At 73.1% G+C, this 21,613-nt stretch carries 17 protein-coding genes; 13 read left to right on the forward strand and 4 right to left on the reverse strand.

Features of this window, described 5'->3' with window-relative positions:
- Positions 1 to 98 precede the first annotated feature (98 nt).
- The 3 genes from ACIPM1_RS02340 to ACIPM1_RS02350 all read left to right on the forward strand — a co-directional run bounded on the left by ACIPM1_RS02340 (position 99) and on the right by ACIPM1_RS02350 (position 2,520).
- The gene (locus ACIPM1_RS02340) at positions 99 to 662 is read left to right on the forward strand and encodes an SAV_6107 family HEPN domain-containing protein (protein WP_402427749.1); all 564 of its coding nucleotides are present in this window, start codon (positions 99 to 101) and stop codon (positions 660 to 662) included.
- Positions 663 to 1,079: 417 nt separating this feature from the next.
- Positions 1,080 to 1,850: a methyltransferase gene (locus ACIPM1_RS02345; RefSeq protein WP_402427752.1), complete on the forward strand. Its 771-nt coding sequence runs from the start codon at positions 1,080 to 1,082 to the stop codon at positions 1,848 to 1,850.
- A 277-nt stretch (positions 1,851 to 2,127) separates the two neighbouring features.
- A complete protein-coding gene (locus tag ACIPM1_RS02350; RefSeq protein ID WP_356187720.1) occupies positions 2,128 to 2,520 on the forward strand; it encodes a DUF3040 domain-containing protein in 393 nt (130 codons plus the stop codon).
- Positions 2,521 to 2,621: 101 nt separating this feature from the next.
- Here ACIPM1_RS02350 and ACIPM1_RS02355 read toward each other — a convergent pair whose 3' ends face one another.
- The 4 genes from ACIPM1_RS02355 to ACIPM1_RS02370 form a co-directional block, all read right to left on the reverse strand.
- Positions 2,622 to 4,994 carry a DUF3488 and DUF4129 domain-containing transglutaminase family protein gene (locus tag ACIPM1_RS02355; protein WP_402427756.1) on the reverse strand — a complete coding sequence of 791 codons (2,373 nt, stop codon included), beginning with the start codon at positions 4,992 to 4,994 and terminating at the stop codon, positions 2,622 to 2,624.
- Positions 4,991 to 6,388 (reverse strand): DUF58 domain-containing protein, encoded by a 1,398-nt coding sequence (locus ACIPM1_RS02360; protein WP_402427759.1) that lies wholly within the window; start codon positions 6,386 to 6,388, stop codon positions 4,991 to 4,993. The genes ACIPM1_RS02355 and ACIPM1_RS02360 overlap by 4 nt, the downstream gene beginning before the upstream one ends.
- Positions 6,388 to 7,425 carry an AAA family ATPase gene (locus tag ACIPM1_RS02365; RefSeq protein WP_402427762.1) on the reverse strand — a complete coding sequence of 346 codons (1,038 nt, stop codon included), beginning with the start codon at positions 7,423 to 7,425 and terminating at the stop codon, positions 6,388 to 6,390. The genes ACIPM1_RS02360 and ACIPM1_RS02365 overlap by 1 nt, the downstream gene beginning before the upstream one ends.
- Positions 7,426 to 7,716: 291 nt before the next feature.
- Positions 7,717 to 8,262 carry a carbonic anhydrase gene (locus ACIPM1_RS02370; RefSeq protein WP_356187712.1) on the reverse strand — a complete coding sequence of 182 codons (546 nt, stop codon included), beginning with the start codon at positions 8,260 to 8,262 and terminating at the stop codon, positions 7,717 to 7,719.
- 449 nt (positions 8,263 to 8,711) lie between these two features.
- On the opposite strand from ACIPM1_RS02370, the gene rsmH reads away from it, so the two are divergent.
- The 10 genes from rsmH to ACIPM1_RS02420 all read left to right on the forward strand — a co-directional run bounded on the left by rsmH (position 8,712) and on the right by ACIPM1_RS02420 (position 21,343).
- The gene (rsmH, locus tag ACIPM1_RS02375; protein WP_402427766.1) at positions 8,712 to 9,668 is read left to right on the forward strand and encodes a 16S rRNA (cytosine(1402)-N(4))-methyltransferase RsmH; all 957 of its coding nucleotides are present in this window, start codon (positions 8,712 to 8,714) and stop codon (positions 9,666 to 9,668) included.
- A gap of 82 nt (positions 9,669 to 9,750) precedes the next feature.
- Positions 9,751 to 10,344 carry a septum formation initiator family protein gene (locus ACIPM1_RS02380; RefSeq protein ID WP_356187707.1) on the forward strand — a complete coding sequence of 198 codons (594 nt, stop codon included), beginning with the start codon at positions 9,751 to 9,753 and terminating at the stop codon, positions 10,342 to 10,344.
- A gap of 5 nt (positions 10,345 to 10,349) precedes the next feature.
- A complete protein-coding gene (locus ACIPM1_RS02385; protein ID WP_402427769.1) occupies positions 10,350 to 12,302 on the forward strand; it encodes a peptidoglycan D,D-transpeptidase FtsI family protein in 1,953 nt (650 codons plus the stop codon).
- Between the two features lie 72 nt (positions 12,303 to 12,374).
- On the forward strand, positions 12,375 to 14,030 hold the full coding sequence (locus ACIPM1_RS02390; protein ID WP_402427772.1) for a UDP-N-acetylmuramoyl-L-alanyl-D-glutamate--2,6-diaminopimelate ligase: 1,656 nt from the start codon (positions 12,375 to 12,377) through the stop codon (positions 14,028 to 14,030).
- A 4-nt stretch (positions 14,031 to 14,034) separates the two neighbouring features.
- Complete coding sequence (gene murF / locus ACIPM1_RS02395) at positions 14,035 to 15,450, forward strand: UDP-N-acetylmuramoyl-tripeptide--D-alanyl-D-alanine ligase (RefSeq protein WP_402427775.1); 1,416 nt, start codon at positions 14,035 to 14,037, stop codon at positions 15,448 to 15,450.
- Positions 15,447 to 16,520 carry a phospho-N-acetylmuramoyl-pentapeptide-transferase gene (mraY, locus tag ACIPM1_RS02400; protein ID WP_356187699.1) on the forward strand — a complete coding sequence of 358 codons (1,074 nt, stop codon included), beginning with the start codon at positions 15,447 to 15,449 and terminating at the stop codon, positions 16,518 to 16,520. Before murF ends, mraY begins: the two co-directional genes overlap by 4 nt.
- The gene (murD, locus tag ACIPM1_RS02405; RefSeq protein WP_356187697.1) at positions 16,502 to 17,920 is read left to right on the forward strand and encodes a UDP-N-acetylmuramoyl-L-alanine--D-glutamate ligase; all 1,419 of its coding nucleotides are present in this window, start codon (positions 16,502 to 16,504) and stop codon (positions 17,918 to 17,920) included. The genes mraY and murD overlap by 19 nt, the downstream gene beginning before the upstream one ends.
- A gap of 72 nt (positions 17,921 to 17,992) precedes the next feature.
- A complete protein-coding gene (ftsW, locus tag ACIPM1_RS02410) occupies positions 17,993 to 19,426 on the forward strand; it encodes a putative lipid II flippase FtsW (RefSeq protein WP_402427780.1) in 1,434 nt (477 codons plus the stop codon).
- A 6-nt stretch (positions 19,427 to 19,432) separates the two neighbouring features.
- Positions 19,433 to 20,521 carry an undecaprenyldiphospho-muramoylpentapeptide beta-N-acetylglucosaminyltransferase gene (murG, locus tag ACIPM1_RS02415; protein ID WP_402427783.1) on the forward strand — a complete coding sequence of 363 codons (1,089 nt, stop codon included), beginning with the start codon at positions 19,433 to 19,435 and terminating at the stop codon, positions 20,519 to 20,521.
- 27 nt (positions 20,522 to 20,548) lie between these two features.
- Positions 20,549 to 21,343 (forward strand): cell division protein FtsQ/DivIB, encoded by a 795-nt coding sequence (locus ACIPM1_RS02420; RefSeq protein ID WP_402427786.1) that lies wholly within the window; start codon positions 20,549 to 20,551, stop codon positions 21,341 to 21,343.
- Positions 21,344 to 21,613: the final 270 nt, after the last annotated feature.

Consider the following 21,613-nt stretch of genomic DNA (forward strand, 5'->3'; position numbering starts at 1 on the left):
GAAGCAAAAGCACAGGTCAGAGGGGATTGTCAGTGCCATACCCCACGATGGGCACATACGGCACCTGTGCCGTGCACCCAGACGACAGGAGGTTCGTCATGGCCAACTCGTCCGCAGCCGCCGCCCGTCGGCGCCGCGCCACCGGCCCTGCCCCCTCACTGACCGGCCCGGCGAGCGACGTGCACCCCGTGCTGCGCCGGACCACGGCCCCGCCCGCCGCGCTCGACCTGCTCGCCCAGGCTCGCACGGGACTCGACGAGGCCACCGCGCTCCGTGCGCCGAACGAGCGGTACGCGACGGCCCACCTCGCCGCCCTGCGCACCGCCGCCGCCGTGCTCGCCGCGCGGGGCCGCCCGGAGACCACGCCACGACGCCGGGCCCGCATCCGGAGCGCCTGGGAAGTGCTCCCCGAGATCGCGCCCGAACTCACCGAGTGGAGCGCCCTGTTCGCATCGGGCGCCCGGCGCCGCGCGCTGGCCGAGGCCGGCGTCCAGGGCGCGGCAGGCCACCGCGACGCCGACGACCTGATACGCGACGTGGCGATGTTCATCCGGCTGGTCGAGCGGATGCTGGTGCTCCAGCCGGCGCTGCCGCGCCCGCGCCCGGACACGGACGAGGGGGAACCCTCCGGGCACGGACGCGACCTGCCGGACGCGGGGTGAGCCTCCGGCCGGCGGTCGGGGCACCGGGCGAGGGCGCCGGGTCCGGCGGCGCTCACCGCACGCGGGCCGAGGCCCGGGCGCGGGGGAGGGGCGCGGGAGAGGGGGCCGGATCCGGGGGAGGGGGCCGGGTTCGGCGTGCATGCCGGAGGCGGGCCGAGCCTTCGGCCGGTGGGCGGCGCGGGCCGTATCGCGTGCCCGTGTCGAGTGCCCTGCCGCGGGGACGGGGCCGCCGGGGCATGGACCCGTCCCCGCGGCGCCGCGGTGGAGGTGCGAGGCGGAGGTGAGGGGCGCGCGTGGGGGCGGAGGCAATAGGGTGGAGGGCGCCTGAGGCCTTCCCTCGTCCCGCACTACGGGCCGGGGAGGCAGCCCGATCGCTCCGCCCGTACGAGGCGGTGCCGCGCCGAGGAGTCACCTGCCGTGTCGGACCCGACCCGCCCCCGCGCTTCGCTCCGTACCGCCGTGGTCTGGGAGGTCCTCCAGGACGCCCTGGACCGCCGGGTCAAGGCCACGGGCCGGGAGGCGCTGGACGTCCTCGACACCGGCGGCGGCAGCGGCAACTTCGCCGTGCCCGCCGCCCGCCTCGGCCACCGGGTCACCGTCGTCGACCCCAGCCCCAACGCGCTCTTCGCGCTGGAGCGCCGCGCCGCCGAGGCCGGCGTGGCCGACCGGGTGCGGGGCGTGCAGGGCGACGCCCACGGACTGTTCGACGTCGTCGAGCGCGGCGGCTACGACGTCGTGCTGTGCCACGGCGTCCTGGAGTACGTCGACGACCCCGCCGAGGGCGTCCGCAACGCCGTGGACGCCCTGCGCCCCGAGGGCGTGCTCAGCCTGCTCGCCTCCGGACTCGGCGGCGCCGTGCTCGCCCGTGCCCTGGCCGGTCACTTCAAGGAGGCCAAGCAGGCCCTGGAGAGCCCCGAGGGGCGCTGGGGCGAGGGCGACCCGATGCCCCGCCGCTTCACCCCCGAGCACCTCACCGAACTCGTCGAGCAGGCGGGCCTGCGGGTCGGCGCGGTGCACGGCGTACGGGTCTTCGCCGACCTCGTGCCCGGCGTCCTGGTGGACACCGAGCCCGGCGCCCTGGACGCGCTGCTGAAGCTGGAGGCCGCGGCCGCCGAGCTTCCCGCGTTCCGCTCCGTGGCCACCCAGCTCCACGTCCTCGGCGAGACGCGGGGTGCCGCGGAGGCGTGAGCCGGCGGCCGTGACGCGCCGCTGATCAGCGTCTCGGCCGGGGATGGAGTACGCCACAGGCCCCCCGGTCGCGGGCTCCGCGCCGTATGATCGAGGGAGACCGCCCGGCATGACGGGCCGGACGCCGGGGAAAGGAAGCCTCAGCGAGCCGGGACGGCCATGACGGACACCGGTTGGTCAATTGGCGCAGAGGGGCGGGTTTCACGGGGGCGATTCCCTGCCTATCCTGAAGGGACCCCCCGGGTCGCCCCGGCGACTGCACGATGAGGAGGACTCCGTGCCGCTCTCGGAGCACGAGCAGCGCATGCTCGAGCAGATGGAGCGAGCGCTGTACGCCGAAGATCCCAAGTTCGCGTCGGCGCTCGAGGGAAGCGGGCTGCGTACGTACACCCGGCGGCGGGTCTACCAGGCGGTCGTGGGCTTCCTCGTGGGTATCGCGCTCCTCATGGCTGGGATGGTCGCCCAGATCATCTGGGTGAGCGTGGTGGGCTTCCTCGTGATGCTGGGCTGTGCCGTGCTGGCCGTGACCGGCTGGCGCAAGGCCCCCAAGCCGGGTGAGCAGGCCGTCGGCGGACCGCAGGCCCGCCGCCCCGTGCGTGCCAAGCGCTCCATGATGGACCGGATCGAACAGCGCTGGCAGCGCCGCCGCGACGAGCAGCAGGGCCACTAGGCCCCCCTCCCGGCGCTCCGGCGCGCCGGACTCCTCACGTGGTGCCCGAGGGGGTGACCGCCCGGGCGGTCACCCCCTCCCGCATGTCCGCGCCCGGACGCTCAGCCCCGCTGCCCCGACGGCCGGCGCAGGGCCGGGCGGGCGGCCGAGACGCGGGACGTGAGCGCCGACCACCACGCCGACAGCCCCCACACCAGCCGGACCATCGAGCGCGGCGCGAACGTGGCACGCAGCCGCGTGCCGCGGCCGGCCGTGCTCCCCAGGCCCGCGACGACGCGGCGGACGTCCTCGGCGAGCCCGGTCGCCGGCCGCGGGTGCGGGGCGTAGAGGACCTGCTCCACGGCGTCCGCCAGCCGGTGTGCCGAGGCCCCGGTCACCGGGTCCAGCCGGCCGAGCCGCACGATCCGGGCGGCCGCCCCGCGCGGGGTCTGCGACTCGTCCGGCAGGATCCCGAAGTCCCAAGCGGTGTCCGTCAGTTCCTGCCACGCCGCCAGGGTGCGGACCGCGGAGTCCGCCGCGTCGCGCCCGTGCGCGCCGAGCCGTACGGCCCGCGCCCGCCGGCGCCACAGCATCGGTGACAGCGGCAGCGCCAGGGCGGCCGCTCCGCCGAGCGTCCAGGCCAGCAGCTCGTACCACTTCGGGCCGCCGCCGCCCGGGACCGCCACCACCTGCGGGGACGGGCTCGCGCACTCCTGCATCTTCCGCTGCAGCGCCGTGCAGCTCTGACTGGCCGAGGGCGCGGCGGACGGTCCCGCGGACGACGACTGCGAGGGCAGCGCCGGGTCCGGCAGGGTGTCGCCCGGCGTCTCGGACCGGGTGTACGACGGGGTCGAGCCGCGGGTCGGGGTCGGTTCGAAGCGGGTCCAGCCGACGCCCTCGAAGTACAGCTCCGGCCAGGCGTGCGCGTCCTTGAGCCCCACCGCCACCGTGCCGTCGCCCTGCGGGGAACCGGGCGCGAAACCCACCGCGACCCGGGCCGGAATGCCGAGCGTGCGCGCCATCGCGGCCATCGCGAAGGAGAAGTGCACGCAGAAGCCCCGCTTGTCCTTCAGGAACCGTGCGATCGCCTCGGCGCCGCTGCCCACCTGGACCTGGGTGTCGTACTGGAAGCCTCCGTCGACGGCGAACCAGTCCTGGAGCCTGACCGCCTCCTCGTAGGGGTTCGCCGCTCCGTCGGTGACCGCCCGCGCGGTCGTCGCCACGATCCCGGGCAGCGACAGGGGCACCTTCGTGTACTCGCGCCGCAGGGCCGGCGCCGGAGCGGGCGCCGTGGCCAACTGCCGCGCCGTCGGCCGCACCTGCAGGCTTCGCACCCGGTACGTCAGCCCGCGCGTGTTCTGGCCGTGGTCGCCGACGAGCGTCATGCCCACCGGCTCGTAGCGCCAATTGCCCTTGATGCGCACCTCGCTGGGCGGGTACGGCATCGGCAGCCAGTCCTGCGCGTACCAGTCGGCCGCCGCGATCGAGGTGGTGATCTCCGTACGGGCGACCTCGGGGTCGAGGCCGGCCGGGGCGGGGAACCGGTCGGGCACGCCGACGATGTGCCGCTGGGAGGGCTTCCAGGTGGTGCCGTCGAAGTCGTCCAGGGAGACGATCCGCAGATAGAGGTCGGAGACGTCACCGGCGTTCGTGCGCAGCGACATGACCGTGCGGTCCTCGTTCACGTTCAGGCTGTCGCGCAGCGACACCAGCGGGTTCACCGCCGAGATCGTGCCGCCGTTCCCGCTGCCGGAGCCGATGCCGTCACCGGCGTTGTTCAGCAGGCCGCCCTGCATCGCCGGCAGCGGCAGAAGGGCGACCGCCAGCGCGGCCGCGCCGATGCGGCGCCCGGTGCGCACCGGCGCGGTGGCCCCGCCGGTCTCCCCGCCGGCGCCGTGGGCCGCCCCGGCGAACACGCGCCCCCACTGCGAGAGCCGGTCCCGGCCCTCCGCCAGCAGCAGCATCAGATAGCCGGCGGCGGCCACCAGGAAGCTCAGCCAGTCGTTCCCGTCGGACAGCCCGGCCGCCACCGAGTACAGCGCGAGCAGCGGCAGGCCCGCCGGGGCCGCGCTGCGGAAGGTCACCGCGAGGGTGTCCACGATCAGCCCGATCAGCAGGACACCGCCGACGAGCATCAGCCGGATGCCGTCGGACAGCGGGGCCGGGATCGCGTACCGACCGACGTCCTGCGCGCCCAGTTGCAGCAGACCGGCGAGGCGGCGGAAGGCGTCCGGGCCCGGCAGCAGCCCGGCGACGGCCTGCCCGTGGGCGAAGACCAGGGTCAGCAGGAGCAGCGTGACCAGGGCCTGCGCGGCCACCGTCAGGGTCCGGGCCAGCGGCACCCGCCGGGCCGCCACGCCCACACCCGTCTGCGCCGCCAGCAGCACCGTGGCCTGCAGGAGCCACGTCATGGGCGAGACCAGCGGCAGCAGCGCGCAGGCCGCCATCAGCGTGGCCGCCGCGGCGCACAGCGCCAGTCGTGTCCGGCCGCTCATGACCGCCCCTCCCCGTGACCCGCCGCGCCCGCCGTGCCGAAGCCCGTCCCGCTCGCGGCGCCGAGGCCCGTACGCTCCCGGTCCGCCCGGCGCCACACCTCCTCCAGCGAGGCGCCCCGCGGCACCTCCACCGCCGTCCACCCGGACTCGCGCAGCATCCGCAGCCGCTCCCCGGTGCCGTGCACCGGCCCGGGCACGTCCGTGCGCTCCCGCACCCACGCGTCGCTGTCCAGCACGAACGCGACCGCCGCGCCGCCGCGTTGACGCATCTTGGCGACCACCGCGGCCTGCTCCTCGTCGAGGTCGCCGAGGAAGGCCACCAGGAGCCCCTCGTTGCCGCCGCGCAGCGTGTCGTACGCCCGGGACAGGCCCGCCCCGTCCGAGTGGTCGATCACCGCGAGGGTGTCCATCATCAGCCCGGCCGCGTCCGCCGACCCCTGGCTCGCGCCCGCGAACCCCTCGGAGCCCTCGCCGGGCACCGAGGTGCCGGTGTCGGTGAGCAGCCGCACCGAGAAGCCCCGCTCCAGCATGTGCACCAGCACCGACGCGGCGCCCGAGACGGCCCACTCGAAGGCCGATTCCGGGCCGGCGCCCCGGAAGGCGATGTACCGGGTGTCCAGGAGGACCGTGCAGCGGGCGCGCTGCGGCTGCTCCTCGCGGCGCACCATCAGCTCGCCGTAGCGGGCGGTGGAGCGCCAGTGCACGCGGCGCAGGTCGTCGCCGTGGCGGTACCCGCGCGGGATGACGTCGTCCTCGCCCGCCAGGGCCAGCGAGCGCTGCCGCCCGTCGCCGTACCCCTTGGCCTCGCCGCTCAGCCGTACCGGCGGCAGCGGTGTCACACGCGGGACGACGGTCAGGGTGTCGAACGCGGAGAAGGACCGGGTCAGTTCGCACATCCCGAACGGGTCGGTCAGCCGCAGTTGCAGCGGGCCGAGCGGATAGCGGCCGCGCAGGTCGGAGCGGACCCGGTAGGACACCTCGCGGCGGCCGCCCGGCTCCACCCGGTCCAGGACGAAGCGCGGCCGCGGCCCGAGCACGTACGGCACCCGGTCCTGGAGCATCAGCAGGCCGGTGGGCAGCCGGGAGACGTTCTCCGTCCGCAGGTGCACCCGGGCCTCGCTGCCGGCGGGCACGCGCGCGGGGGACAGGCGGCGGCTGCCGGCGACCCGGTGGCGCGTGCGGTGGAGCACCGCCGCGCAGAGCAGGGGCAGCGCGGCGAGCAGCAGGCCGACCCGCAGCAGATCGCTCTGTCCGAGGACGTAGGCGCACAGCGCGGCCGCCACGCCGGCGGCCAGGAAGGAGCGTCCGCGGGTGGTCAGACCGGCCAGCGCGGTGCGTACGCCGCTCCGGTCGCCCCGGTCGGCCTCCGCGCGCGCCGTCCCCGCGTCCGCCATCACAGCCTCCGCGGCGGCTGCTGGCCGAACGCCGCCGTGCCCCGGCCCAGACCGAAGCCGCTCTGCTGCTGGGGCGCCGCGGGCACCGGGGTGTTCTGCAGGATCTCCTGCACGACCTGCTCCGCCGTCCGGCGGTTGAGCTGTGCCTGGGCGGTGGGCAGCAGCCGGTGCGCCAGCACGGCCACGGCGAGGGCCTGCACGTCGTCCGGCAGCGCGTACTCCCGGCCGCCGAGGGCGGCGGACGCCTTCGCGGCGCGCAGCAGGTGCAGCGTGGCGCGCGGCGAGGCGCCGAGTCTGAGGTCGGGGTGGGTGCGGGTGGCGGCGACCAGGTCCACCGCGTACCGCCGCACCGTCTCGGCGACGTGGACGCCGCGGACCGCCTCGACCAGCTTCACGATCTCGTGCGCGTGGGCGACCGGCTGGAGGTCGTCCAGCGGGTTGACCCCGCCGTGCACGTCCAGCATCTGCACCTCGGCTTCCGCGCTGGGGTAGCCGATGGAGACGCGGGCCATGAAGCGGTCGCGCTGGGCCTCGGGCAGCGGGTAGGTGCCCTCCATCTCGACCGGGTTCTGCGTGGCCACCACCATGAAGGGGTTGGGCAGTTCGTAGGTCTGCCCGTCGATGGTGACCTGGCGCTCCTCCATCGACTCCAGCAGGGCCGACTGGGTCTTGGGCGAGGCGCGGTTGATCTCGTCGCCGATCACGATCTGCGCGAAGATCGCGCCGGGCTTGAACTCGAAGTCCCGGCGCTGCTGGTCCCAGATGGACACGCCGGTGATGTCCGAGGGCAGTAGGTCGGGTGTGAACTGGATGCGCCGCACCGAGCAGTCGATGGACCGGGCCAGCGCCTTGGCCAGCATCGTCTTGCCCACCCCGGGCACGTCCTCGATCAGGAGGTGCCCCTCGGCGAGCAGCACGGTCAGTGAAAGCCGTACGACCTCGGGCTTGCCCTCGATCACTCCCTCCACCGAACTGCGGACGCGCTCCACAGTGGCGGTCAGATCAGTGAGGCTCGCTCGATCGTCATAGGTCGTCACCCGGCCCTCCTCGGCCCTTATCCAAGCTCTGGACGAGCAGGGATACCCCAATGTTTCCCGGGCCGACACACCGCGGTGCGGACCGGCCCACCCCTGAACACGGACCTCACGCGGGAAAACGCGTGGTGTCACCCCCGCATTCTTGTGGCCGTTACCGGTTCGTGTCACTCGCCTGTGGACAAGTGGCTGCGATATGTCGGGCCTTACGGCCTTTTGTCGACGATGACGGTGTGATGTGAGCGGGGGCGTCCGGGGTGGGCCGGGCGGTCGGGCGGTGGGGTGGCCAGGGGGTCAGGCGGGATCGATCTCGCGCAGCAGACCCGTCTTGACGTCGAAGACGAAGCCGCGCACGTCGTCGGTGTGCAGCAGGAACGGCGAGGTGCGTACGCGCTGCATCGACTGGCGCACGTCCTGGTCGACGTCCCGGAAGGCCTCCACCGCCCACCCGGGGCGCTGTCCGACCTCCATCTCCAGGTCGTGCCGGAACTCCTCGGTGAGGGACTCCAGGCCGCAGCCGGTGTGGTGGATGAGGACCACGCTGCGGGTGCCGAGCGCCCGCTGGCTGATGGTCAGCGAGCGGATCACGTCCTCGGTGACGACACCGCCCGCGTTGCGGATGGTGTGACAGTCGCCGAGCTGCAGGCCGAGCGCCTTGTGCAGGTCGAGTCGGGCGTCCATGCAGGCCACGACCGCGACGTGCAGGACGGGCCGGGCGTCCATCCCCGGGTCGGTGAACGCGTCGGCATAGTGCTGGTTGGCCTCGACGAGACGGTCCGTGACGGTGCCGCCCGTTATGGCTCCTTCGGATCCGGCGGGAACTGCTGCAGAAGTCGTCATACCCATGACGTTACTGGTCACCCCCGGTCCGGTCCTGCTGTGAGTCGGGACAAAGAAGGCCTCCGTGGCTTGTTGTGAGCGACTCCACACGGATCGCGACCCGGCAGCCGAACGGGTGAACCTTCGCCCCGCGCGGTGTCGCCGACGCTCCGGCGGGCGACGCGCAGGCCGGTTGATTGACCGCGAGACAGGGTGGACTAAAGTGACGCGAAGGGGGAGGCGCGGCCCTCCCTGCTGGACTGCTTTTCCCCGGAGACCCCGGCACCCGCGCGGCGTCTCCCCACGTGCGCGGCCCGCGCGTACGTACGGCTCGGCCTTCTCCCGCTGCCGGTCGGCCGACGCTTCCGGCGCCGGCGGGCCTCCCCTCACCGGGGGCACCCCCGGCGTCCACCGGGGGAGGGCGGGGACCCGGCGGTGCGTACGGCCCGCGCCGGACCTGAGAGGGCCCCTTGAGCCAGAGTCGACACGTCCCCGTGATGCTCCAGCGGTGCCTGGACCTGCTGGCGCCCGCCCTGGAGCGGCCGGGAGCGGTGGTCGTCGACTGCACCCTCGGCCTCGGCGGCCACAGCGAGGCCCTGCTCACCCGTTTCCCCGAGGCGCGGCTCGTCGCCCTCGACCGCGACAAGGAGGCGCTGCGCCTGTCCGGCGAGCGCCTCGCCCCCTTCGGCGACCGGGCCACCCTCGTGCACGCCGTCTACGACGAGCTGCCCGAGGTCCTCGACCGGCTCGGTATCGCGCGCGTCCAGGGCGTCCTGTTCGACCTCGGCGTCTCCTCCATGCAGCTCGACGAGGCCGACCGCGGCTTCGCCTACGCCCAGGACGCGCCGCTGGACATGCGCATGGACCAGACGACCGGGATGAGCGCAGCCGAGGTGCTCAACACCTACCCGCCCGGTGAACTCGTCCGCATCCTGCGGGCCTACGGCGAGGAGAAGCAGGCCAAGCGGATCGTGGCCGCGATCGTGCGCGAGCGCGAGAAGGAGCCCTTCAGCACCAGCGCCCGGCTGGTCGAACTCATCCGTGACGCCCTGCCGCAGGCCGCCAAGCGCACCGGCGGCAACCCGGCCAAGCGCACCTTCCAGGCGCTGCGCATCGAGGTCAACGGCGAACTGGCGGTCCTGGAACGGGCGATCCCGGCCGCGGTCGAGGCCCTCGCCGTCGGCGGCCGGATCGCCGTACTGTCGTACCACTCGCTCGAAGACCGCCTGGTGAAGCAGGTGTTCGCGGCCGGCGCCACCAGCACCGCCCCGCCCGGACTGCCGGTCGTCCCCGAGCGCTACCAGCCCCGGCTCAAGCTGCTGACGCGCGGTGCCGAACTTCCCACCGAGGAAGAGATCGCCGAGAACCGGCGGGCGGCACCGGCCCGGCTGCGCGGGGCCGAGCGCATCAGGGAGGACGTCGAGTGAGGGAGCTGACGGGGCGGCCGTACGCGTGCGGCGCCGTCCCCCGCGCGGTGGGCGAACGGGAACGGCGAAGTCGGGGGGACCGGTGAGCAGGAGACCCGAACTGAGGGGCCGTGCCGCCCGGCTCGCCCGGCTCCTCCCGGCCAGGGGAGGCCAGGCCGCCCGCACTCCGTTCGTCCTCCTCGTCGTGCTCCTCCTCGGCGGCGGCCTGATCGGGCTCCTGGTGCTGAACTCCGCGCTCAGCGAGGGCGCGTTCCAGCTCGACGACCTGCAGAAGGACACCAAGAACCTCACCGACGAGGAGCAGGCCCTCCAGCGCGACATCGACTCCTACTCCGCCCCCGACGCCCTCCAGCGCCGTGCCCGCGAACTCGGCATGGTGCCCGGCGGCGACCCGGCCTTCCTGAGCCCCGGCGGCACCGTGAAGGGCGTCCCGTCGCCCGCCCCCGAGCCCGACCCGGAGGACGTGCCGGTGTCGGTACGGCCGCCGGAGGCCCTCACGGCGTCGCCGGCCGCCACGGACGGCACCCGGCCGGGCCTACCCGCGACCACCCCGCCGACGGCGGCGGGGACGGCGTCGCCGACGGCCCCCGGCAGCGCGTCGCCCTCCGCCCCGGTCGCGTCCGCCTCCGCCGCGCCCCCGCCCCAGCCCGCCTCGACCACGACCCCCGGCAGGTGACGGAAGTGTCCGACAGGGAACCGCCGCGCCGCCGCGTGCCCGGACCCGCAAGGCCCGCCCGCCCCCGCGGCGGGCAGCGCCCCGGCCCGGCTGCCCGCCCGGCCCGCCGCCCGGGCCCGCGCCGCCTCCCGGCGTCGCGCGTCATCCGGCTCGGCAGCCCCCGCCCGCGGCTGCGCATGGTCGCCCTCGCGCTGACCCTGGTACTGCTCGTGTTCGTCGTACGGCTGCTCCAGGTGCAGGCCGTGGACGCGAGCGCCTACGCCGCCAAGGCCGACGAGAACCGCTACGTCGTCCACACGCTCGCCGCCGAGCGGGGCGGCATCACCGACCGCAACGGCGTGGCCCTCGCGATCAGCGTGGACGCCGACGACATCACGGCCGACCCCACGATGTTCACGCGCGGGGAGCTGAAGATCGGCGACGGGCCCGAGCAGGCCGCCGCGCTGCTCGCCCCGATCCTCGGCCAGGACCAGGACACGATCGCGCGGAAGCTGCGCACGCCGAACACGCGCTACGTGCTGCTGGCCCGCCGCCGGACCCCGCAGGTCTGGAAGCAGATCAAGGACCTGAAGTCCGCGCTGGTGAAGAAGTCCCAGGCGGACAAGTCCACCGTCAACGTCCTCGCCGGCGTCTTCGCCGACCCCAGCAGCAAGCGGGTGTACCCCAACGGCGACCTCGCCGCCGGGATACTGGGCTGGGTCAACGCCGAGGGCAAGGGCGGCGGCGGTGTCGAACAGCAGCTGGAGAAGCAGCTGTCCGGCAAGGCCGGCCAGGTCCGCTACGCCCAGTCCGGCGGCCGTCAGGTGCCCACCGCCGGCTCCACCGAGACGCCCGCGGTGCCCGGCGCCGACATCGAGCTCACCATCGACCGGGACATCCAGTGGGCCGCGCAGAACGCGATCGGCGAGCAGGTCAAGAAGTCCGGGGCCGATCGCGGCTACGTCATCGTGCAGGACACCCGGACCGGCGAGATCCTCGCCATGGCCAACGCGCCGGGCTTCGACCCCAACGACCTGTCCCGGGCGAACCCGGCCGCGCTCGGCAACGCCGCCGTCCAGGACGCCTTCGAGCCCGGCTCCACCGCCAAGGTCATGTCGATGGCGGCCGTCCTCCAGGAGAACGCGGCCACCCCGCTCACCCACGTCGTCGTGCCCAACCGGCTGCACCGCGGCGACCGGCTCTTCCAGGACGACGTCGACCACGACACCTGGTACCTGACGCTCAACGGCGTGCTCGCCAAGTCCAGCAACATCGGCACCATCCTGGCCACCGGGCAGCTGGGGAAGACCCAGGCCGAGGCCAACACGGTCCTCTACTCCTACCTCCGCAAGTTCGGCATCGGCCGCTACACCGGGCTGGACTTCCCCGGCGAGACCAGGGGCATCCTCGCGCCGCCCGACAAGTGGTCCACCTCGCAGCAGTACACGATCCCTTTCGGCCAGGGCTTCTCCATCAACGCGATGCAGGCGGCGTCCGTCTACTCGACGATCGCCAACGGCGGCGTCCGGGTGCAGCCCACCCTGGTGCGCGGCGCCAAGGGCGCCGACGGGCGCTTCACCCCCGTCCCGAAGCCCGAGAAGACGCGGGTGGTCAGCGCCGCGACGGCCCAGCAGCTCGCCCGCATGCTGGAGTCGGTGGTGGACGACGAGCAGGGCACGGGCGTGAAGGCGCGCATCCCGGGGTACCGGGTCGCGGGGAAGACGGGTACGGCCAACCGCGTGGATCCGGCCACCGGCAGATACCGCGGCTACACCTCGTCGTTCGCCGGTTTCGCCCCCGCGGACAGCCCTCGCGTCACCGTGTACTGCGCCATCCAGAACGCCACCAGGGGCAGCTACTTCGGCGGCCAGATCTGCGGCCCGGTCTACAAGCAGGTCATGGAGTTCGCGCTGAAGACGCTCCAGGTGCCGCCGACGGGGGCACGGGCCGCGAACCTGCCCGTCGACTTCAAGCCGTGACCGTCCCCGAGCCCCGCACCACCGGACCCCCCGCGACCGCACCGCCGCTGCACACCGATCAGGAAACAGCCCGTGACAACGAACACCTCCGGCCCCGGGAACCCCACCCCGCCCCGGCCCTCACTTCGCTCCGGAGCGGGTACGCCCGGTACGCTCACCGCCGTGCCACACGCTGATCAGTCCCAAACCACCCAGAAGGGCGCTTCCGTGACGTATCCGGGACCGCCGCGACCGGACCAGGTCTCCGCCACACCCCTCGCGGAGCTCGCCGGACAGCTGGGTGCCGCCACCCCCGAGGGCGCCGCCGAGGTCACGGGGATCACCCACGACTCGCGCGCCGTGCGCCCCGGCGACCTGTACGCCGCGCTGCCCGGCGCCCGGATGCACGGCGCCGACTTCGTCACGCAGGCGGCCGGTCTCGGCGCCGTCGCGGTGCTGACCGACCCGACCGGCGCCGAGCGCGCCGCGGCGACCGGCCTGCCGGTTCTGGTCGTCGACGACCCGCGCGGGCGGATGGGCGAGCTGGCGGCCACGATCTACGGCCATCCCGGCCGCGACCTGCTCCAGATCGGCATCACCGGCACCTCCGGCAAGACCACCACGGCGTACCTCGTCGAGGGCGGCCTGAGGACGGCCAGGTCCACCGGACTGATCGGCACCGTCGAGATGCGCGTCGGCGACGAGCGCATCAAGTCCGAGCGCACCACCCCCGAGGCCACCGACCTGCAGGCCCTGTTCGCGGTCATGCGCGAGCGGGGCGTCGAGGCGGTCGCCATGGAGGTCTCCAGCCACGCGCTGGTCCTCGGCCGCGTCGACGCCTGCGTCTTCGACATCGGCGTGTTCACCAACCTCAGCCCGGAGCACATGGAGTTCCACTCCGGCATGGAGGACTACTTCCAGGCCAAGGCGCAGCTGTTCACGCCCCGGCGCAGCAGGCTCGGCGTGGTCAACCACGACGACGAGTACGGGCGCCGGCTGGTCCGGGAGGCCACCGTCCCGGTCGTCACCTTCTCCGCCGAGGGCCACCCCGACGCCGACTGGCGCGCCGAGGACGTCGAGGTCGGGCCTCTGGACTCGACGTTCACCGTGATCGGCCCCGAGGGGCAGCGGATCGCCGCCAGGTCGCCGCTGCCGGGTCCCTTCAACGTCGCCAACACCCTCGCCGCGATCGTCGCGCTGGCCGCCGCGGGCCTCGACCCGCAGGCCGCCGCCGACGGAGTCGCCGCCGTGCCGGGCGTGCCCGGCCGCCTGGAGCGGGTGGACGCCGGACAGCCCTACCTCGCCGTCGTCGACTACGCCCACAAGACCGACGCCGTCGAGTCGGTCCTCAAGGCCCTGCGCAAGGTCACCAAGGGCCAGGTGCACATCGTGATCGGCTGCGGCGGCGACCGCGACCGGACGAAACGGGCCCCGATGGGCGCCGCGGCGGCCCGGCTCGCCGACACGGCCGTACTGACCTCCGACAACCCCCGCTCCGAGGACCCCCTGGCGATCCTCGCCACCATGCTCCAGGGCGCGGCGTCCGTGCCCGCGCACGAGCGCGGCGAGGTGGTCCTCTTCGAGGACCGGGCCGCCGCGATCGCCGCCGCGGTCTCCCGCGCGCGGCCCGGGGACACCGTGCTGGTCGCGGGGAAGGGCCACGAGCAGGGCCAGGACATCGCCGGCGTGATCCGTCCCTTCGACGACCGCCAGGTGCTCCGCGAAGCAATCCAGCAGACCCAGGGATGAACTTGTGATCGCCCTCTCCCTCGCCGAGATCGCAGCAGTCGTCGGCGGGCAGACGTACGACATACCGGATCCGTCCGTCCAGGTCACCGGACCCGTGGTCCGGGACTCCCGGGAGGCGGGACCCGGCAGCCTCTTCGTCGCCTTCGTCGGCGAGCGCGTGGACGGCCACGACTTCGCGCGGGCGGTCGTCGAGGGGGGCGCGGTCGCCGTACTGGCCTCCCGTCCCGTCGGCGTGCCCGCGATCGTCGTCGACGACGTCCAGGCCGCGCTCGGCGCCCTCGCGCGCCATGTCGTGCGGCGGCTCGGCGCGACCCTCGTGGCCCTCACCGGCTCGGCGGGCAAGACCAGCACCAAGGACCTCATCGCCCAGGTGCTGGGCCGCAAGGCGCCGACGGTGTTCACGCCCGGCTCCCTCAACAACGAGATCGGGCTGCCGCTGACCGCCCTGACCGCCACCGAGGAGACGAAGTTCCTCGTGCTGGAGATGGGCGCCCGCGGCATCGGCCACATCCGCTACCTCACCGGCCTGACCCCGCCGAAGGTCGGCCTGGTGCTCAACGTCGGCACCGCCCACATCGGCGAGTTCGGCGGCCGCGAGCAGATCGCCCAGGCGAAGGGTGAGTTGGTCGAGGCGCTGCCCGCCGCGGAGGAGGGCGGGACGGCGATCCTCAACGCCGACGACCCGTTGGTCCGGGCCATGGCCTCCCGTACGAAGGCGAAGGTGGTCCTTTTCGGAGAGAGCGACGAAGCGGACGTACGCGCCGAGAACGTGAGACTCACGGACACCGGACAGCCCGCATTCAGGCTTCACACACCCTCCGGTGCAACCGATGTGACCATGCGCCTGTACGGTGAGCACCACGTGTCGAACGCGCTCGCCGCGGCCGCCGTCGCCCATGAGCTGGGCATGTCCGCGGAAGAGATCGCCACCGCACTCTCCGAGGCGGGCTCCCTCTCCCGCTGGCGGATGGAGGTCACCGAGCGCCCGGACGGCGTGACCATCGTCAACGACGCCTACAACGCCAACCCCGAGTCCATGCGGGCCGCCCTGCGCGCGCTGGCCGCGATGGGCAGGGGGCGGCGGACCTGGGCGGTGCTCGGCAAGATGGCCGAGCTCGGGGACGAGGCGCTCGCCGAGCACGACGCTGTCGGACGGCTCGCCGTCCGGCTCAACGTCAGCAAGCTCGTCGCGGTCGGGGGCAGGGAAGCGTCCTGGCTGCAACTGGGCGCATATAACGAGGGTTCGTGGGGTGAGGAGTCGGTGCACGTGTCCGACGCACAGGCGGCGGTCGACCTGTTGCGCAGCGAGTTGCGCCCGGGAGACGTCGTTCTCGTGAAGGCGTCCCGTTCGGTCGGTCTGGAGAGCGTTGCCCAGGCGCTGCTGGAGACCGGTGCCGAGGGTGAGGTCGCCGCCCGATGATGAAGCAGATCCTGTTCGCAGGTGTCATTGGCCTCTTCCTGACGCTGGTCGGCACACCACTGCTGATCAAGCTTCTCGCCCGCAAGGGCTACGGCCAGTACATCCGCGACGACGGCCCGCGCGAGCACGCCAGCAAGCGCGGTACGCCGACCATGGGCGGCATCGCGTTCATCCTGGCGACAGTCGCCGCGTACTTCCTGTCCAAGGTCATCACCGGCTACCCCCCGACCTACTCGGGCCTGCTGGTGCTCGGCCTGATGGTCGGCATGGGCCTGGTCGGCTTCCTCGACGACTACATCAAGATCGTCAAGCGCCGTTCGCTGGGTCTGCGGGCCAAGGCGAAGATGGCCGGCCAGCTGATCGTCGGCATCGGCTTCGCCGTGCTCGCCCTGATGTTCGCCGACAACCGCGGCAACACCCCCGCCTCCACCAAGCTGTCGTTCATCACCGACTTCGGCTGGACGATCGGCCCGGTGCTGTTCGTGGTCTGGGCGCTGTTCATGATCCTCGCGATGTCGAACGGCGTGAACCTCACCGACGGTCTGGACGGTCTGGCCACCGGCGCCTCCGTGCTGGTCTTCGGCGCCTACACCTTCATCGGCGTGTGGCAGTTCCAGGAGTCCTGCGCCAACGCGCAGACCCTCACCAACCCGGGCGCCTGCTACGAGGTGCGCGACCCGCTCGACCTCGCGGTCGTCGCCTCCGCGCTGATGGGCGCCTGCCTCGGCTTCCTGTGGTGGAACACCTCGCCCGCCAAGATCTTCATGGGTGACACCGGTTCGCTCGCGCTCGGCGGTGTGCTCGCCGGCCTGGCGATCTGCTCGCGCACCGAGCTGCTGCTCGCCCTGCTCGGCGGCCTGTTCGTCCTGATCACCATGTCGGTGGTCATCCAGGTCGGCTCCTTCCGCCTGACCGGCAAGCGCGTCTTCCGGATGGCGCCACTGCAGCACCACTTCGAACTCAAGGGCTGGTCCGAGGTCCTGGTGGTGGTCCGCTTCTGGATCATCCAGGGCATCTGTGTGATCGTCGGACTGGGCCTCTTCTACGCGGGATGGGCAGCGGACAAGTGACCGACTGGCAGGGGAAGAACGTCACCGTCGCCGGACTCGGCGTCTCGGGTGTCCCGGCGGCCAAGGTCCTGCACGGGCTCGGCGCGAACGTCACCGTCGTCAACGACGGCGACGACGAGCGGGCCCGGGCGCAGGCCGCGGAGCTGGAGGCGCTCGGCGTCACGGTCCGGCTCGGTGACGGGGAGACCCTGCCCGAGGGCACCGAGCTGATCGTCACCGCGCCCGGCTGGAAGCCGGACAAGCCGCTGTTCCTCGCCGCCGGCAGGGCGGGCGTCCCGATCTGGGGCGACGTCGAACTGGCCTGGCGGCTGCGCGGCCCGGACGCCCCGCCGTGGCTGGCGGTGACCGGCACCAACGGCAAGACCACCACCGTGCAGATGCTCGCCTCCATCCTCACGGCGGCGGGCCTGCGCACGGCGGCAGTCGGCAACATCGGCGTCTCGCTGCTGGACGCGGTGCTCGGCGAGGAGCGGTACGACGTGCTGGCGGTCGAGCTCTCCAGCTACCAGCTGCACTGGGCCCCCTCGCTGCGGGCGCACTCCGCGGTGGTGCTGAACCTGGCCCCCGACCACCTCGACTGGCACGGCTCCATGGAGGCCTACGCCGCCGACAAGGGCCGTGTCTACGAGGGCAATCGGGTCGCCTGCGTCTACAACGCCGCCGACAAGGCCACCGAGGACCTGGTGCGCGAGGCGGACGTCGAGGAGGGCTGCCGGGCGATCGGCTTCACCCTCGGCACCCCCGGCCCGTCCCAACTCGGCGTCGTGGAGGGCATCCTGGTCGACCGCGCCTTCGTCGAGAACCGGCACAAGAACGCCCAGGAGCTCGCCGAGGTCGCCGACGTGAACCCGCCGGCCCCGCACAACGTCGCCAACGCCCTTGCCGCCGCGGCCCTCGCGCGCGCCTTCGGGGTGCCGCCCCAGGCCGTACGGGACGGGCTGCGGGCCTTCACCCCGGACGCCCACCGCATCGCGCACGTCGCCGACGTGGACGGCGTGGCGTACGTGGACGACTCCAAGGCCACCAACACCCATGCGGCAGAAGCCTCGTTGGCGGCCTACGAGTCGATCGTGTGGATCGCGGGCGGCCTGGCGAAGGGCGCCACCTTCGACGAGCTGGTCGCCAGGTCGGCGAAGCGGCTCCGGGGCGTGGTGCTCATCGGCGCCGACCGCGCCCTGATTCGCGAAGCCCTCGCGCGACACGCCCCGGAAGTACCCGTCGTCGACCTCGACCGGACCGACACTGGGGCGATGCTCCAGGCCGTCCAGGAGGCGAAGCGGCTCGCCGAACCCGGCGACACGGTGCTGCTGGCCCCGGCCTGCGCCTCCATGGACATGTTCGCCAACTACAACAGGCGCGGTGACGCGTTCGCCCAGGCAGTGCGCGAGCTCGGTGCCTGACCCGGCCGCCCGCCGGGCGACTTCGGGAGGGACGCGTGCGACCGTCAAGGCCGACGTACAGGGGAGGTGCCGATGCCCGGTAGCCGCACCGGCCGGCGGCCGCCCGTGCAGCGGGCGGCGGGCCGGCCCGCGACCCCCGGCACGCCCCGCGACCATCCTCTGCGGCGTTTCCTCACCCGGGCCCGCAAGGCCTGGGACCGGCCGCTGACCGCGTACTACCTGATCTTCGGCGGCAGTCTGCTGATCACCGTGCTGGGCCTGGTGATGGTCTACTCGGCCTCCCAGATCACGGCGCTGCAGATGGCGCTGCCGGGCTCGTACTTCTTCCGCAAGCAGCTGCTCGCGGCCGTCCTCGGGGCCGGGCTGCTGCTCGCCGCCTCCCGGATGCCGGTCAAGCTGCACCGGGCGCTCGCCTACCCGATCCTGGCGGGCGCGGTGTTCCTGATGGCCCTGGTGCAGGTGCCGGGGATAGGGATGTCGGTCAACGGCAACCAGAACTGGATCTCGCTGGGCGGCTCCTTCCAGATCCAGCCCAGCGAGATCGGCAAGCTGGCGCTGGTGCTGTGGGCCGCCGACCTGATCGCGCGCAAGCAGGACAAGAGGCTGCTCACACAGTGGAAGCACATGCTGGTGCCGCTCGTGCCGGTGACCTTCCTGCTGCTCGGCCTGATCATGCTCGGCGGCGACATGGGCACCGCGATCATCCTGACCGCGATCCTCTTCGGCCTGCTGTGGCTGGCGGGGGCGCCCACACGCCTCTTCGTGGGCGTGCTGTCCGTCGCCGCCGCGATCGGCGGGCTGCTGATCAAGACCAACCCGAACCGCATGGACCGGCTCGCCTGCATCGGGGCCACGGATCTCGGGCCGGGCGGGACCTGCTGGCAGGCGGTGCACGGCATCTACGCCCTGGCCTCCGGCGGGATCTTCGGCTCCGGGCTCGGCGCGAGTGTGGAAAAATGGGGCCAACTCCCCGAAGCCCACACGGACTTCATCTTCGCCGTCACCGGTGAGGAACTGGGTCTGGCGGGGACGCTGTCGGTGCTCGCCCTGTTCGCGGCTCTAGGCTATGCGGGTATCCGCGTGGCCGGACGCACGGAGGATCCCTTCGTGAGGTACGCCGCGGGAGGCGTGACCACCTGGATCACCGCGCAGGCGGTGATCAACATCGGTGCGGTGCTCGGTCTGCTGCCGATCGCCGGCGTCCCGCTCCCGCTGTTCTCCTACGGAGGATCCGCCCTGCTGCCGACCATGTTCGCCATCGGGTTGCTGATCGCCTTCGCGCGGGACGAACCCGCTGCGCGGGCGGCGCTTGCGATGCGGCAACCTCGCTTTGGTAGAAAGCGGGCGGGAGGCTTTGCGGCCGGCCGGAAGTCCGGCCGGCAGCCCGCTCGGACGTCCGGCCGGACGCCTGAGCGGGGCTCCGGGCGGGAACCCGGCCGGGAGCCTCGGAGATGGAACACGATGCGACGGCGTGCCTCGGCGGCGCGCTCGTCCGGAGAGCGGTGAATTTCGGTGCATGTCGTACTCGCCGGCGGAGGTACCGCGGGCCACATCGAGCCCGCGCTCGCCCTCGCGGACGCCCTGCGCAGGCAGGACCCGACCGTGGGCATCACGGCCCTGGGCACGGAGCGCGGTCTGGAGACCCGGCTCGTCCCGGAGCGCGGCTACGAGCTGGCGCTGATCCCGGCCGTGCCGCTGCCGCGCAAGCCCACCCCCGAGCTGATCACCGTCCCGGGCCGGCTGCGCGGCACGATCAAGGCCGCCGAGCAGATCCTGGAGCGGACCAAGGCCGACGCCGTCGTCGGCTTCGGCGGTTACGTGGCCCTGCCCGCCTATCTGGCGGCCAAGCGGCTCGGCGTCCCGATCGTCATCCACGAGGCGAACGCCCGCCCCGGCCTGGCCAACAAGATCGGTTCGCGCTACGCGGCCCGGGTCGCCGTCTCCACCCCGGACAGCAAGCTGCGCGACGCCCGCTACATCGGCATCCCGCTGCGCCGCTCCATCGCCAAGCTCGACCGGGCCGCCGTGCGCCCCGAGGCGCGCGCGATGTTCGGGCTCGACCCCAACCTGCCCACGCTGCTGGTCTCCGGCGGCTCGCAGGGCGCCCGCCGGCTCAACGAGGTGGTCCAGCAGGTCGCGCCCTACCTCCAGCAGGCGGGCATCCAGATCCTGCACGCGGTCGGCCCGAAGAACGAACTGCCGCAGGTCCACCAGATGCCGGGAATGCCCCCGTACATCCCGGTAAGTTACCTGGACCGGATGGACCTCGCGTACGCCGCGGCCGACATGATGCTCTGCCGGGCCGGCGCGATGACCGTCGCCGAGCTCTCCGCCGTCGGACTCCCGGCCGCCTACGTCCCGCTGCCCATCGGCAACGGCGAACAGCGGCTGAACGCCCAGCCGGTGGTCAAGGCCGGCGGCGGCCTGCTGGTCGACGACGCGGAACTCACCCCGGAATGGGTGCAGCAGCACGTCCTGCCCGTGCTCGCCGATCCGCACCGGCTGTACGAGATGTCCCGCGCCGCCGGGGAGTTCGGCCGCCGGGACGCCGACGAGCTGCTCGTCGGCATGGTGCACGAGGCGATCGCCTCGCGCCGTTAGGACCATATGCACGGAAGGGCGGCAAGCGTGGCCGGATCGACGACCGCCGAGCGCGGTGAACGCCAGCAGGAGTCGTCCGGCCCGCCCCCGGCCCCGCGATGGCGAACTCCCCGTCCTCGTACGATCGTCGTCCTGGCGGTTGTCGTACTGATCCTCACCGCCGGCTCCCTCTGGCTGCTCTACGGCTCGCGGTGGACCCGCGTGGAGCACGTGTCCGTCTCCGGGACGCGCGTGCTGACGCCCGCCCAGGTGCGCGCGGCGGCCGAGGTGCCGGTCGGCGCGCCGCTGGTCTCCGTGGACACCGAGGCGATCGAGGCGCGTCTTCGCCGTGCGCTGCCCCGAATTGACTCGATCGACGTCGTTCGCGCGTGGCCGCACGGAATCGGGCTGAAAGTGAGTGAGCGCACTCCGGTTCTGGTGGAGGAAAAGGGCGGAAAGTTCGTCGAAGTGGACCACGTAGGTGTCCGTTTCGCCACGGTTCCGCGGGCACCGAAAGGCGTGCCGGTCCTGGAATTGTCCCTTTCCCGTTCGGGATCCGCGGCGGCGAGCCTGCGGCGCTTCCCGGAGAGCCGGCTCGTGCGCGAGGCGGTGGCGGTGGCCCGCCGCATTCCGGCCGCGGTCGCCCGCGACACCCGCGTGCTCAAGGTCCGTACCTACGACGACATCTCACTGGAGCTCAACGGCGGCCGCACCGTCGCCTGGGGCAGCGGTGACGCAGGCCGCGCGAAGGCCCGCGCACTCTCCGCGCTGATGAAAGCGGCGCCGGACGCGCGGCACTTCGACGTCAGCGTCCCCACCGCGCCCGCGTCATCAGGGAGTTGACGCACATCAGCGCAGGCCAGCACCCTGGTTGGGCACCGCTATGCCTGATCACATAGGGTGAAAAGAAAAACGGGAGGTTCGGCGTGTTCGTTGAACGTGCGCCACTTGTCGACTTAGTGTCCTGTTCGGAAGAGTCCAGGGAACAGGCACACTGGTAACCCTAAACTTCAGCGTTAGGGTTCGGGTCGGCGTTCGGACCGTCCCAATCGGCATCAGTCGTCGGATCGCGGCAAGGCCGTGATGCGACGACACGTAACTCGAGGCGAGAGG

Source organism: Streptomyces sp. NPDC086766, from assembly GCF_044746005.1.
In the GTDB taxonomy this organism is placed as follows: domain Bacteria; phylum Actinomycetota; class Actinomycetes; order Streptomycetales; family Streptomycetaceae; genus Streptomyces.

Coding starts and splice junctions, on each gene's coding strand:
- mraY (WP_356187699.1), top strand. CDS start 15,447: ATGATGAAGCAGATCCTGTTCGCAGGTGTCATTGGCCTCTTCCTGACG.
- murD (WP_356187697.1), top strand. CDS start 16,502: ATGGGCAGCGGACAAGTGACCGACTGGCAGGGGAAGAACGTCACCGTC.
- ACIPM1_RS02355 (WP_402427756.1), bottom strand. CDS start 4,994: ATGAGCGGCCGGACACGACTGGCGCTGTGCGCCGCGGCGGCCACGCTG.
- ACIPM1_RS02340 (WP_402427749.1), top strand. CDS start 99: ATGGCCAACTCGTCCGCAGCCGCCGCCCGTCGGCGCCGCGCCACCGGC.
- ACIPM1_RS02370 (WP_356187712.1), bottom strand. CDS start 8,262: ATGACGACTTCTGCAGCAGTTCCCGCCGGATCCGAAGGAGCCATAACG.
- ftsW (WP_402427780.1), top strand. CDS start 17,993: ATGCCCGGTAGCCGCACCGGCCGGCGGCCGCCCGTGCAGCGGGCGGCG.
- ACIPM1_RS02360 (WP_402427759.1), bottom strand. CDS start 6,388: ATGGCGGACGCGGGGACGGCGCGCGCGGAGGCCGACCGGGGCGACCGG.